Source organism: Spirosoma sp. 48-14 (assembly GCF_001898575.1).
Classification (GTDB): domain Bacteria; phylum Bacteroidota; class Bacteroidia; order Cytophagales; family Spirosomataceae; genus Spirosoma.
On sequence record NZ_MKUD01000020.1, the window covers coordinates 87,237 to 100,462 of the forward strand.

Consider the following 13,226-nt stretch of genomic DNA (forward strand, 5'->3'; position numbering starts at 1 on the left):
TTGCTGCGTATATTCGCTAACTTTATAAAACAAAGATACAGCAAGCAAAGAGAGTAAAGTAACTTTTGTACGATTTGTAGAATGATGCAGGTTGATGAGTCGATTCATACGTCGCTAAAAGAACGACTAAAAGAAATATTTGGGTATAGTCAATTTCGGGGAGAACAAGAGGCCATTATTTATAGTATCCTGTCGGGACGTAATACCTTCGTTATTATGCCTACAGGTGCCGGTAAATCACTGTGTTATCAGCTTCCTGCAATTGTTAGCAATGGTACTGCGGTGGTTATTTCTCCACTTATTGCCCTGATGAAAAACCAGGTCGACCAGCTAAATGCCTTTGGGATCAACGCGCAATTTCTGAATTCAACGCTGTCAAAAGCGGAGATGAATAAGGTTAAAAAGGATACGCTGAATGGCTCTCTTAAGTTACTGTACATTGCGCCTGAGTCGCTTACGAAAGAAGAGAATTTGGACTTTTTAAAGAAGGCCAACATTTCCTTTGTGGCTATCGATGAAGCACACTGTATTTCGGAATGGGGACATGATTTCCGGCCGGAGTATCGCAAAATTCGGGGTATTGTCGACAACATCGGTAATTTGCCCGTTATTGCGCTGACCGCTACTGCTACGCCTAAAGTACAACAGGATATCCAGAAAAACCTCCAGATGGAGGATGCCAACCTCTATAAAACGTCGTTCAATCGGAAGAATCTTTACTACGAAATCCGCGCAAAAGTTGACGCTAAAAAGCAACTGATCAAATACATTAAACAGAATAAAGGCAAATCGGGTATTGTGTATTGCCTGAGCCGTAAGACGGTTGAAGAAATTGCTGAGCTGCTGAATGTTAACGATGTAAAGGCACTGCCTTATCATGCCGGACTCGATCCGCAGACCCGGATGAATAACCAGGATGCGTTTCTAAACGAAGACGTGGATGTCGTCTGCGCTACGATTGCCTTTGGTATGGGTATCGACAAGCCCGATGTACGGTTTGTCATTCACTATGATGCACCCAAATCGCTCGAAGGGTATTATCAGGAGACAGGTCGGGCTGGTCGCGATGGTCTGGAAGGCAACTGCCTCATGTTCTACAGCTACGACGATATCGTTAAACTGGAGAAGTTTAATAAAGATAAACCCGTTACGGAACGGGATAATGCCAAGCATTTGCTCACCGAAATGGTGTCGTATGCCAATCTGGGTGTGTGCCGCCGTCGGCAATTGCTGGGCTATTTTGGTGAGTTTCTGGATAAGGACTGTGGCTTTTGCGATAACTGCATGAAGTCCACCGAAAAGTTTAAAGCGCAGCACGAAGTGGTGTTAGCGCTGCAAACGGTACTCCAGACCGATCAGCGGTTCGATGTGACGCACCTGGCCGATGTGCTGACAGCAACTAGCAACCAGTACGTGACCAGTTATGAACACGACAAACTGGCGGTATATGGAAAAGGGCGTGATTTTAGTGACGACTGCAATTTCTGGTGCTCGCTCATCAAACAAATTACCATTTACGGTTATCTGGAAAAGGATGTCGATAACTACGGAGTGCTGAAGCTGACGCAGAAAGGGCTGAATTACATCGAGGATCCGTATCCGGTAACGCTGGCTAAAGATCACGATTACGAGCAGTTGAACACCGAAACCAAGGACGATGACGACCGGGATTCGACACCTGCCGGTGGGGGGGCAGCCTATGATGAAGAATTATTAGGGCTGCTGAAAGCACTTCGGAAAAAAATTGCCAAAGAAAAGAACTTGCCTCCCTATGTCATCTTCCAGGAAACATCGATGGAGGAAATGGCAACGACTTACCCCACCACGCGCGAAGAAATGGCGCAGATCAACGGGGTTGGTATGGGTAAAGTGCAGAAATTTGGCCGACCTTTTATCGATCTGATTGCCAAATACGTTGAAGAAAATGAAATAGAGACTGCTAAGGATGTAGTCGTTAAGTCGACGGTTAATAAATCAAAAGTCAAAATCTTTATAATTCAGCAGATTGACCGTAAAGTTGATTTGGATGAGATTGCCGAATCCAAATCCATAAGTATGGAAGATCTGATGGAAGAGATTGAGCATATCTGTTATTCAGGTACACGACTTAATCTCGATTACTATATCAATCAAGTCATGGACGAAGACCGACAGGACGAAATCTACGACTACTTTATGAACGCCGAAAGCGACAATATTGCTGTTGCTATGCGTGAGTTTGGTGGCGATGATTTCACTGAACAAGACCTACGCCTGATGCGTATCAAATTCCTGTCGGAAGTAGCCAATTAAAAAGGAGTCAGGAGTTAGGAGCGAGAAGTGAGAATCTCTCCGGTAGCGTTTAGCTTGCGCCAGCATTCTCACTTCTCACTTCTCGCTCCTAACTACTCAACTAAGAATGAATATACTTATACTAGGGTCGGGAGGACGCGAACACGCTTTTGCCTGGAAGTTAGCGCAAAGTCCCTTATGTGATAATTTGTTTGTAGCGCCCGGAAATGCCGGAACCACGCAGATCGCTACGAATATTCCCATCAGCTATAATGATTTTCCGGCTGTCGCTAGTACGGTTCGGGATAAGAAAATCGACCTGTTAATTGTCGGGCCAGAAGAACCGCTGGTGAAAGGAATCGTTGATTTTCTACGCCAGCAGCCTGATTTGGCAGATTTACGGATTGTAGGACCCGATGCCGAAGGGGCGCAATTGGAAGGCAGCAAGGATTTTTCCAAGCAGTTTATGCTACGACACGGAATCCCAACGGCTGCCTCAAAATCGTTCACCGCCGAAACATTGCAGGAAGGGCTAGCGTATCTGGAAACTCACAGCCTGCCGATTGTCTTGAAGGCTGATGGGCTGGCTGCCGGAAAAGGCGTGATTATTGCAGAAACAGTAGCTGAGGCTCAATCGACGCTGACCGATATGCTCGATGGCCAGACGTTTGGCGCTGCAGGGAGTAAGGTAGTGATTGAGCAGTTTTTGCGTGGTATCGAACTATCGGTATTCGTGCTGACCGATGGCGAGAATTACAAAATTCTGCCTGAGGCCAAAGATTACAAGCGTATCGGTGAAGCAGATACTGGTCCTAACACGGGTGGCATGGGAGCCGTTTCGCCCGTCGTATTCGCGAACCAGACCTTCCTGAAAAAGGTTGAAGATAAGGTGGTTAAGCCAACGCTATTGGGGCTGCAACAGGAAAATATTCGCTATCAGGGGTTTATTTTCGTAGGGCTGATGAAAGTGAACGGCGAGCCTTTTGTTATTGAGTATAATGCACGCATGGGCGATCCTGAAACCGAGGTGGTTTTGCCACGGATTCAAAATGATTTTGTTCAGTTAATGACCGCAACGGCGGATGGTGAACTGGATAAACTATCGGTGCAGGTGTCACCACAAACGGCTGTTACCACAGTACTGGTGTCAGGTGGCTATCCTGGCGATTACCAGACCGGTAAAGCTATTTCTGAGTTGGAGCGTTTGGAGGATGTAACTGCCTTTCATGCTGGAACACTGGCAAAAAATGGACAGGTAGTAACGAACGGTGGGCGAGTACTGGCTATTACAGCCCAGGCAAACTCGCTCGAAAATGCCGTCAGGAAGTCGCAGGAAGCGGCCCGGATGGTGCAATTTGAAGGAAAACAGTACCGGAAAGATATAGGGTTAGACCTGCTCCGGTACGCTGACTGAGTTTTCTGCTTTTAGTGTATGCGTCTACTGCCAGATGAAAATGGGAGCTTGACGGTAAAGCCCTGGAAGCTGAAAACCATAAACTGAAAATGTATGTCTTGTAAGTCCTGTGCAACCGGCGGGTGTGGAACCCAGCGTGGTGCATCCGACGGTGAGAAAACAGCCACCAAAGGATGCGGCAGCGGAGGGTGTGGCACTGCGGGCTGCAATAAATTGAATTCGTTCGACTGGCTGAGCGATGTAGCCATGCCTGGAAAAAGTCGATACGATGTTGTAGAAGTAAAGTTTAAAGGTGGGCGGAAAGAATATTATCGGAATGTTCATCAGCTCGACCTGACTACGGGCGATTATGTCGTGGCCGAAATGCAATCGGGGTTTCATATCGGTGCGGTGTCGCTGCAAGGTGAACTGGTACGATTGCAGGTAAAAAAACGGGCCATAAAGATTAATGACGATACCAAAGTTATTCATCGGATTGCCACGCCGAAGGATATGGAACGTCATGAGCAGGCTATTCTGCGAGATCTGCCCGCTTTGTATCGTTCCCGTGAAATTATTCGGGAGCTAAAACTGAATATGAAGTTATCGGACGTTGAGTTCCAGTCCGATAACACCAAGGCAACGTTCTATTACTCGTCGGAAGAGCGGGTCGATTTCCGGGAGTTGATTAAAATGCTTGCCAGTGAGTTCAAAGTGCGCATCGAAATGCGGCAGATTAGCCTCCGTCAGGAAGCGGGCCGGCTTGGGGGCATTGGTTCCTGTGGCCGCGAGTTGTGTTGCTCCACCTGGCTCACGGATTTCAAAAACATTGCTACGTCGGCGGCTCGGTATCAAAACCTGTCGTTGAACCCCGCTAAGTTATCTGGTCAGTGTGGACGGTTGAAGTGCTGCCTGAACTATGAGTTGGATACCTACATGGATGCTCTGCGGGATATTCCAACGATAGAAAAGCCGCTAGAAACCCAAAAGGGGAGGGCTTTCTTGCAGAAAACCGATATTTTCCGCAAGCTGATGTGGTTTGGCTATAGTGCCGAAAGTACCTGGCATGCCCTTCCTATTGCCCGTGTGCTCGATATTGTTGAGCTGAATAAAAACGGAATTATCCCTGAGTCATTCGAGGTGCTGACGCCCATTACAGAGAAAGAACCTGTTACGGCAGCAGCCCTGAATAGCGATTTACAAAAACTGGATGCCAAATACACAGCCCGATCTGGCAAAAAGAAAAAGAAAAAGTCGAAAGGGGCTGATAATCAAAAGCCAGCGCCAAACGGCAAAGCATCCTAAAATCAAGAAACCAGCTCTTTAGGCTGGTTTCTTGATTTTAGGAATAAGCTGCCTCTAGAAATCTCCAGTGTAAAAAGGACTAAAAACGTAATAAGTACTGTCGCGTTTGGCCCGTTTAGGCGATGTATGGATATTGAGCACAAACCGAGAGAGGGGATTGTCAGGGCGCAGCCACTCCAGGTACGGTCGTTCTTTTGCATACAGGCGAGCTACTTCGCGAACATGAATAGTTTTTACATCGGCTGGCGTGGCAGGTAAGTTGTTAATGAACACATCGACCGACTTGGCATATTCGTCGTAGATGCTTAAGTGCTCATTCTTAGTGCGCTCGACCAGCGCATTTTTATTATGGAAGAAAGTGGCTTCCAGTAATTGATTCATGTTGAAGGAATGCGTCTCGCCCAGTGGATTTTGCGAGATTGCTGCCGCCCGTAATAAACTGAAAAACTGCTCCCGTCGGTCGTTGGTTGGAACGCGTTGTGGGCTGGTTTGAATCATAATCTGATAAGGTTTGGCATCCTGATCAGCATCCGCAAAATTCTCCCATTGGTGAATCACAAATACCTCACTTACAAAATCGGGCGATAGGCTTTGAAGCGCTTCGATCGGAGTCTCTTTCCCATCGATATAAACTGCCGACGAGTATTTATAATCCTCGGGCAAGACAAACCGTTTGTCTTTAAGCTGAAGAACGACGGGCTTACCGACTACGACTTCGGTACCAAATTTGTCATTAAACAAGGCCATATGGCGATACCACGTCTGCTGATCTTCCAGATCAACTACCCGCCCGCGAGTGGGATTAATGGCAGGTAGCGTCGTTGGACTAAGGATTTGCTCAGACCGGCTTTGCTTATGCCGACAGGCAAATGCCATAACTACCATCAATACCACCCAAATGCTATACCGCCACCAGACAGCAAAGCCCGAACGGTGACTATTCATCATAAGCACACGTTCACGAAGTGATGGACCACTAAATCGATTCGTAAAGGAATACATGGTTCGTATTAGTTACCGTTATCTTCGTTAAAGTAAAAGAGTAAATAACGTATACCGGGGCGTTTGCCTGAATCTGAATTCCCGTATAGAACAAGTAGTGTGTAAAGCTGATTTACCTTCCACATTCGAATCGCTCGGGGATCCGCAGGTTCATTATTGATGAAGACTTTAGCATAGTCAGCAGTCTCGTCTACTGAAAGGGTGCTATCAGGCTGAACGATCAGATAGCTATTATTTCCAGACTGTCTTATAATTTCTTCTCTACTAAATCGACGAGGCCCAACACCCAAATGGCCATATTTATGTTGACCAGCTTGAACTAGCTTTTCCATCGCTTGATCGTTCACAAGCTTTGTGATAAATTTTTCATCTTCAGTAGCCGTTTTGCGAAGCTGTTCAGGAATCTCATAATCTTTGTAGTATCGCAGCCCACCTGTACCGCCTGTATGAGACTTAAGGCCAATACCTACAAATCCTGCAATTGACGGAATTGGTTTATCATCGTTATTTAGCTCGTCGCAACTTGTTCCACCTCCTGAGGGTCGTTTAACGGATACCTGAAGCCGGGTGATGTAAGCATACAGCGGATCGTATTTAATCTCATTCAGCTGCATATTATGCCCATGTTTGGCAAATTCCTGCTTCATAACTATCAGATCATCGAACGTAGTTTTAGGAGTTATAATCCAGAATAACCAGTTACCTTGATACTGGATATAACGAGAAGGGCTAGTACGAACAGAATCTTTATCAATTAATACCTCTTCTGATTGAATTGGTAGTTCAGCTAGTTGTTCAAGCTGCTGTGGGGGCCTTTGGGATGCAGTATTGGGTCTATAAGTTTCGGCCTGATAAATGATTTCTCTATCATCACTTGAATCGGTTGCTTTATTCGAAGTTGCCATTGTTACGATTGACGTTGCAATGGGTTTAGGTAAGTAATGACTTAAGGTTTTAATATGATGTGGACGAGCAAAAGCTGAGGCTATGGTCAAGGCCGCAATAAAGAAAACAGGGTACTTCAGCCAGCTGGTTTTGGATGATTGCCGTCGGTTGAGCATCAGGATACGGGATTTGAGTTCCGATCGGCTAAAGTGGTTAATGACCCCTGATTGCCCTGAAGCGAGACTAACTTTCAATAGATTATACTGATACGCTTTTGCATCGACTCCTTCTGCCAGTACGCTGCGGTCGGCACTAAACTCAAGCGTTTGATGAACGAGGTGCCGAAATAGGTAAGCCGCCGGATTAAACCAGAAAACGATGCAAACTAGTTCGGCACCGATCATGTCGAAGCTATGCCGCTCCCGAACGTGCACCCGCTCATGTCGTAAAATTTGATCCAGCTCGTTGTCTGTATGCTGAGTAGGATTGAGAACTACCCAGTTGAAAAAGGAAAAGGGTGAGGTTACCTGCTCATTCGTAACCAAAGTAAACTGGTCGTATGGCTCATGAACCGATTGATGGATAAGCTTTCGGAGCGATACGACCTGTAAGCTAAATCGGAGCGCTAAAATCAGTACACCTACTATGTAAAGCAGCATCAGAGATAACTGCCAGGACCATCTAAACGGCCTCGGAAGATTCTGAAAAGCATGATACGTTTTTTGATTCGGAAAAGTAATCGTCACGCTAGGTTCTGTAGTTGATTGGCTCGGCAGTACCTTCGGGACAATGATCTGGGCTGTTTTATGCATAACCGTCCGTACGCGCTGCGGACGCCAGTCTGGCAATTCGAGCAGGGGAAGAATCAGCGCACCTGCCAGCCCAACCCATAACGCTACTCGATTAGCTACGAAAAACGTTTCGCGCCGGAGCAAAACGTAATAAGCAACGCTCACAACGGCCAAAAGGCCATTGACTAGCACGATGTAGCGAAGGGTTTCCATAGTTAAGGCGTCAGTTGTTGGTGTTGATGGTCATTTTATTGTCATTGACTACTATCTTCCTTGATCAGCGAATGACCACCAAATGACCATTTATGACTATTTTTTTTCGATCATTGCCAGGATTTCCCGTAGCTCATCAGCCGAAATCTTTTCATTTTTAGCAAAGTAGCTGACCAGATTTTTATACGAGTTGTCAAAGTATTCGTCTACTACTTTTTTCAGAACAAACCTATTCTGATAGGCTTCTTTACTAATAATTGGGTAATATTCATGCGTATTTCCGTAAGCCCGATGGCCTACATAGCCTTTTTCTTCCAGATTACGGACAATAGTTGATACTGTATTGTAGTGGAGAGGAGGGTCCGTAAACTGAGGAACCATGTCTTTTACATACGCTTGCTCCATTTTCCAGAGCACCTGCATCACTTCTTCTTCTTTGGCTGTTAGCTTTTCCATAGAGCAAAGCTAGAACTATTTTTATCGTTTGCAAACTATTTCAATAGTTTTTTGCCATTTGAAAAGCCAGCCCGCCCGTCGTAGTTTTGTGTAATATTTCTGGAAATATGAAGCAATTAAGTTTGGGGCTGCTAATGGTCTTGTTGATGATTGGCTGCGACACGAATGCCGTTTATAAAGAATACACCGACATCGATGAGGGTAAATGGTATATCAAGAACGCACCATCGTTCACGTTTGAAATCACTGATGCTGCCATACCGTATAACATCTATTACAACCTGCGCAACAGCTTGTCGTACGGCTACTATAATTTATACCTAACGCGTTATCTGCGCGATGCCAATGGCAAGGAAATCGAATCGAGGCTCGATGAATTAATTCTGATGGATCCTAAAACGGGTAAGCCGAATGGTGATGGGCTAGGCGACCTGTTCGACCATAAGTTTCTGATGAAACGCAACTACCGCTTTCCGAAACCCGGAAAATATACCATGCAGATTCGGCAGTATATGCGTCAGGACCCTCTGCTTAACATCTTGAGCGTAGGTATTACCGTCGAAAAAGCTACTCCCCCGTCTTCTCACTAAGCGCTACACTGCAGGAAGCGTCGGCGGCACAGTCCATCCTTCTTACCTGAGCTGGCAAAACGTTAACGAATGCTACTTCACTTAATCCGTAAAAACTGGCTTTTCTTTCTGCCCTATGCGGTTCTACTGGTTGTTGTGGGTTTGCTGCAACTGATGTATTCGCAGGCACAGCTCATGCAATGGGTGAATATCCGCAATAGCTTGCTGGCCGATCGAGTATTTCCGTACATCACGTACTTAGGCGATGGCGCAACTTTTGTTATTGCTTGTGTGCTACTGGTTATTTTCAACTGGCGTTTTGGCGCAATGGCTTTCGGTAGTTTCCTTTTGTCGTCACTGACATCAGAGTTTTTAAAGAAAGTTGTATTTAATGGATCACCCCGGCCGCTAAAATATTTTGAGCATTCAACCTTTCAGTATCACCTGATCGAAGGGCTCGATATTCACAGCTACAACAGTTTTCCGTCGGGACATACCATCTCGGCTTTTGCCATGTTTAGCCTGTTCGCTTTTCTATACGCTCGCAAGGAATTGGGCTGGTTTTTTCTGTTTTTAGCCGCTCTGACCGGTTTTTCACGCGTTTATCTATTCCAGCATTTTGTTGAAGATGTATATGCCGGATCGGTAATCGGTACGGTTTCATCGGTAATTATTTATTTACTAATGCGCCGATGGGTAATGAAAGGATCAAAATTTAACAGCAACTAGCAACGCTTTTATATACCTTTGTTTAGTGCTGCGTCGAACCATTGTCGATGTAGCACCGTTACTGCTTTAGTACTTCATTACTGACGAGAACCAACGTGCTTCGACACTCTCTCTCATGAGCGACGCCATCAAACATGAGTGCGGAATTGCCCTGATTCGGCTCCGCAAACCTTATCAATATTACATCGACAAGTACGGAACCCCTCTGTACGCAGCCAACAAGCTTTATCTGCTAATGGAAAAGCAGGTAAACCGAGGCCAGGATGGAGCCGGTATTGCCAACATCAAACTTGATGTGCCAGCCGGTCGCCGTTATATCAGCCGATACCGCTCTGTCGATCAGCGCCCTGTAACCGACATCTTTGAGAAGGTGAACAAAAAGTTCAGAAAGGCACTGAAAGGCAATAAGCACAAGGCTAAAGATGCCAAATGGCTTCAGGAGAACATTGCCTTTACGGGTGAGGTATGGATGGGGCACCTGCGTTACGGAACCCACGGGGCCAATGAAATCGAGAACTGCCATCCTATGCTTCGTCAAAACAACTGGCGGAGCCGGAATCTGGTCGTAGCGGGTAACTTCAACATGACCAACGTAGACGAGCTATTTGATAAACTCGTTTCCTTGGGCCAGCATCCAAAAGATAAGGTCGATACTGTAACGGTAATGGAAAAAATCGGGCACTTCCTGGATGAAGAGAACCAGCGCGTGTTTGATCGGTTTAAGGGAATTTACGAAAACCCTGACCTTTCCGACATTATCGAAGATAATATGGATCTTCAGCGTGTGTTGCATCGGTCATGCCGTGATTTTGACGGGGGCTATGCAATGGTAGGTATGACTGGCTACGGGGCTGCTTTTGTGGCACGTGACCCGGCGGGTATTCGCCCGGCCTATTATTACGCCGACGATGAAATTGTTGTTGTAGCCTCGGAAAAGCCAGCGATCAAAGCGGCTTTTAATGCTGACTATAATGCCATTAAGGAAGTTCAGCCTGGGCATGCACTCATCATTGACAAGTATGGTGAGTATGCAGAGCAGCAGTTTGTAGAGCCTATTGAAAAAAAATCATGCAGTTTCGAGCGGATTTATTTCTCGCGAGCTACTGATCCCGATATCTACAATGAGCGGAAGGCACTGGGTAAACTCATGATTCCGCAGATTTTGAAAGAAGTCGATTACGACCTCGAAAATACCGTCTTCTCCTATATTCCCAATACGGCCGAAACCGCCTTCTTTGGCATGGTCGAAGGGTTGGAAGAATACCTCTATAAGCAGCGTAAAAAAGCGATTATGGAAGGTATTCTGTTTGAAGAAGAATTAGACAGGGTACTGTCGTTCCGGCCAAGAATTGAAAAGCTGGTAGCTAAAGATGTTAAGCTTCGGACATTCATTGCCGACGATTCGCAGCGCGACGATATGGTGGCGCATGTGTACGATACGACCTTTGAAGTTATTAAAAAGGGAAAAGACAACGTTGTTGTAGTTGATGACTCGATCGTTCGTGGTACTACGCTTGAAAAAAGTATTCTGCGTATGCTGGACCGGCTTGGGCCAAAGAAGATCATTATTGTGTCGTCGGCCCCCCAGATTCGGTTCCCCGACTGCTACGGCATTGATATGTCGAAGTTTAGGGAATTTATAGCGTTCCGGGCAGCGCTTGAACTCCTCCGGGATCGTGGTCAGGACTATTTACTCGATGAAGTATACGCTCAATGTGTGGCGGCTATCGAATCGGGTAATGCTACCCAGCAAAACTATGTGAAGGCTATCTTTGATCCGTTTACCCACGAAGAGATTTCGAAGAAGGTGGCGGAGATTGTTACCCCCGACGATTTAAAAGCCGAGGTCGCCGTAGTGTATCAAACCGTTGAAAACCTGCACAAAGCCTGTCCAAACCATTCGGGCGATTGGTATTTCACGGGTAATTATCCGACTCCCGGTGGAAATAATGTTGTTAATAAAGCCTTCGTTAACTTTATGGAGGGTAAGTTGGTAAGAGCTTATTAGGACAAGGAAATCGAATAAAAAGTTGGGAACAGAAAGGACAAACAGTGTAGCCCTTTCTGTTCCCAACTTTTTCTATTAGCTATTGGACTTAGCCCAAACCAGTGCATTCACATTGGCACCAATCTTTTTACCTTCGGTCAGCCCGGTTTCGTTGTCCTGATGCGTGTGAATATTGCCATAGAAACGCGAATCGGCAGACTCTTGAGCAGCTTGTACAAATGAGCTAAAGGATCAGGCTTTAAATTCAACATTGCGCTGAGCATCTTTCGCTCTGCCTATATGAGAGTCATCTGTAAAGGCAAAGTTATCTCCATAAAGGGCAGTCAGTACGGTGGCTGAAGCTGACGATTGCGTAGCGTGCCCGGATGGATAACCCGGAAAAGGTGGAGCGGGCCAGAAAGGGACCCACTTAGGGTCGATAGTCAGGCGTACGTAGGTGTAGGGCCGTAAATTATTATAGGTGTATTTACAGCGCCAGCATAAGATAAAAGCATCGGCTACTGAAATTCCTGTTCTGGCAAATGTTTCAGCCGCTTTTCCCAAGTCTGCTTTCGCCGTGGTTATAGCGATACGAGCAATGCTGTACGAATGTCCGGGAGGGGTAAAGGTTTCTGCCGGATTATCGGCCCACCAGACAGCTATTTCTTTTTCTGTCTGAGTTAAGGTCTGCGATTTCTTGTATACATCCAGATATTGGCCGAATATAGTTGACTTAACATCTGTCGAGTAGGCGAGTGGTTTGGGCATAGGTAAGGCGTTGTTGGCCTTCACAAACGTCCGAACCTGACCCCAATAGGGTTGCATTGGTATCTTCTGTCCGTTTTCGGTAGGTTGCCACAGGCCCGGCCCGGTCGGCACTACATAGCTTGCTGGAAAATTGCGTGTGTATCCTTCATGGCCGCCATCCGTTTTCGACCAGTCAAAAATGGCATCGGCAATTTTTTTTCCAAACTCGATTGACCGTTGATTAACCGCATCATCTGTATCCTTATTGGCATTCAGGTTGACGGTTTCCAGGGAATCAATCAAGGCTTTATTGGCGGCACTTGTGGTAGGGTATAGGCTGCGTAGGATGGCCGCTTCGGCCGCATTGGCACTTAAGGCCCAGTTGTAGGTTTTGCCTGACTCAACTTGTGGTAGTGCTGTCAACCCCTGGAGTTGGCCTACCAACGATTTTCGGTTGGCAATACCCGGTACGACCGCTTCATACATGGTAACGCCAGCATAGCCGTATGCGCGTGAAGCAACGGGGGGCGTAAAGCCAGCCGTTGTTTTGGTTAATTTCAACTGCAAAGCAGCCCAGGCAGTGGCGACATCGTTTTTATATTCGGTTGCAGGTTTTCCCGCTCCTATTGTTGGTTGTACGTCGTCGGTAGGTTGTTTCCGGCAGGCCTGCAATAAAGCGACTAACAGTACTACTGCTAAAATATTTTGGTAGCTATGGTTGATCGATCGGGTTGAAGAGTGGTAACGTTTCGAACGGAGACCTGTGTTCATGGGATTGACGGAGTAAAGGTGTCCTTACATTAACTAGTCATTTAATTGTCAATCAGGACACTTACAAAAACACTGCCAAACTTACCTGCTGATCAAGGGGATAGTAT

10 protein-coding genes are annotated in these 13,226 nt (G+C 46.2%); 6 read left to right on the top strand and 4 right to left on the bottom strand.

The window, feature by feature from the left end; all coding sequences use genetic code 11:
- Positions 1 to 81 precede the first annotated feature (81 nt).
- The 3 genes from recQ to BGO59_RS12585 all read left to right on the top strand — a co-directional run bounded on the left by recQ (position 82) and on the right by BGO59_RS12585 (position 4,969).
- Positions 82 to 2,292 (top strand): DNA helicase RecQ, encoded by a 2,211-nt coding sequence (gene recQ, locus BGO59_RS12575; protein WP_293683973.1) that lies wholly within the window; start codon positions 82 to 84, stop codon positions 2,290 to 2,292.
- A 106-nt stretch (positions 2,293 to 2,398) separates the two neighbouring features.
- Positions 2,399 to 3,685 (top strand): phosphoribosylamine--glycine ligase, encoded by a 1,287-nt coding sequence (gene purD / locus BGO59_RS12580; protein ID WP_293683974.1) that lies wholly within the window; start codon positions 2,399 to 2,401, stop codon positions 3,683 to 3,685.
- Between the two features lie 93 nt (positions 3,686 to 3,778).
- On the top strand, positions 3,779 to 4,969 hold the full coding sequence (locus tag BGO59_RS12585) for a regulatory iron-sulfur-containing complex subunit RicT (RefSeq protein WP_293683975.1): 1,191 nt from the start codon (positions 3,779 to 3,781) through the stop codon (positions 4,967 to 4,969).
- Between the two features lie 54 nt (positions 4,970 to 5,023).
- Here BGO59_RS12585 and BGO59_RS12590 read toward each other — a convergent pair whose 3' ends face one another.
- The 3 genes from BGO59_RS12590 to BGO59_RS12600 form a co-directional block, all read right to left on the bottom strand.
- Entirely contained in the window at positions 5,024 to 5,971 is a 948-nt protein-coding gene (locus BGO59_RS12590) for a hypothetical protein (RefSeq protein WP_293683976.1), read from the bottom strand.
- 8 nt (positions 5,972 to 5,979) lie between these two features.
- Positions 5,980 to 7,860, bottom strand: coding sequence for a M56 family metallopeptidase (locus BGO59_RS12595; RefSeq protein ID WP_293683977.1), 1,881 nt, complete (start codon positions 7,858 to 7,860; stop codon positions 5,980 to 5,982).
- 96 nt (positions 7,861 to 7,956) lie between these two features.
- Positions 7,957 to 8,316, bottom strand: a complete 360-nt coding sequence (locus BGO59_RS12600; protein WP_020597440.1) for a BlaI/MecI/CopY family transcriptional regulator — start codon at positions 8,314 to 8,316, stop codon at positions 7,957 to 7,959.
- A gap of 107 nt (positions 8,317 to 8,423) precedes the next feature.
- Here BGO59_RS12600 and BGO59_RS12605 point away from each other — a divergent pair, with 107 nt between their 5' ends.
- From BGO59_RS12605 to BGO59_RS12615, 3 genes are all read left to right on the top strand, one after another.
- The gene (locus tag BGO59_RS12605; RefSeq protein WP_293683978.1) at positions 8,424 to 8,906 is read left to right on the top strand and encodes a gliding motility lipoprotein GldH; all 483 of its coding nucleotides are present in this window, start codon (positions 8,424 to 8,426) and stop codon (positions 8,904 to 8,906) included.
- Between the two features lie 69 nt (positions 8,907 to 8,975).
- A complete protein-coding gene (locus tag BGO59_RS12610) occupies positions 8,976 to 9,614 on the top strand; it encodes a phosphatase PAP2 family protein (RefSeq protein ID WP_293683979.1) in 639 nt (212 codons plus the stop codon).
- Between the two features lie 115 nt (positions 9,615 to 9,729).
- Entirely contained in the window at positions 9,730 to 11,622 is a 1,893-nt protein-coding gene (locus BGO59_RS12615) for an amidophosphoribosyltransferase (RefSeq protein ID WP_293683980.1), read from the top strand.
- Between the two features lie 231 nt (positions 11,623 to 11,853).
- Here the strand turns inward: BGO59_RS12615 and BGO59_RS12620 are convergent, their stop codons facing one another.
- The gene (locus BGO59_RS12620; RefSeq protein WP_365981705.1) at positions 11,854 to 13,119 is read right to left on the bottom strand and encodes a vanadium-dependent haloperoxidase; all 1,266 of its coding nucleotides are present in this window, start codon (positions 13,117 to 13,119) and stop codon (positions 11,854 to 11,856) included.
- Positions 13,120 to 13,226: the final 107 nt, after the last annotated feature.

Excerpts from the sequence above, each read along its gene's own strand:
- BGO59_RS12590 (WP_293683976.1), bottom strand. The coding sequence starts at position 5,971 with ATGTATTCCTTTACGAATCGATTTAGTGGTCCATCACTTCGTGAACGT.
- BGO59_RS12600 (WP_020597440.1), bottom strand. The coding sequence starts at position 8,316 with ATGGAAAAGCTAACAGCCAAAGAAGAAGAAGTGATGCAGGTGCTCTGG.
- BGO59_RS12605 (WP_293683978.1), top strand. The coding sequence starts at position 8,424 with ATGAAGCAATTAAGTTTGGGGCTGCTAATGGTCTTGTTGATGATTGGC.
- BGO59_RS12615 (WP_293683980.1), top strand. The coding sequence starts at position 9,730 with ATGAGCGACGCCATCAAACATGAGTGCGGAATTGCCCTGATTCGGCTC.
- BGO59_RS12620 (WP_365981705.1), bottom strand. The coding sequence starts at position 13,119 with ATGAACACAGGTCTCCGTTCGAAACGTTACCACTCTTCAACCCGATCG.
- BGO59_RS12585 (WP_293683975.1), top strand. The coding sequence starts at position 3,779 with ATGTCTTGTAAGTCCTGTGCAACCGGCGGGTGTGGAACCCAGCGTGGT.
- BGO59_RS12610 (WP_293683979.1), top strand. The coding sequence starts at position 8,976 with ATGCTACTTCACTTAATCCGTAAAAACTGGCTTTTCTTTCTGCCCTAT.
- BGO59_RS12595 (WP_293683977.1), bottom strand. The coding sequence starts at position 7,860 with ATGGAAACCCTTCGCTACATCGTGCTAGTCAATGGCCTTTTGGCCGTT.
- recQ (WP_293683973.1), top strand. The coding sequence starts at position 82 with ATGATGCAGGTTGATGAGTCGATTCATACGTCGCTAAAAGAACGACTA.
- purD (WP_293683974.1), top strand. The coding sequence starts at position 2,399 with ATGAATATACTTATACTAGGGTCGGGAGGACGCGAACACGCTTTTGCC.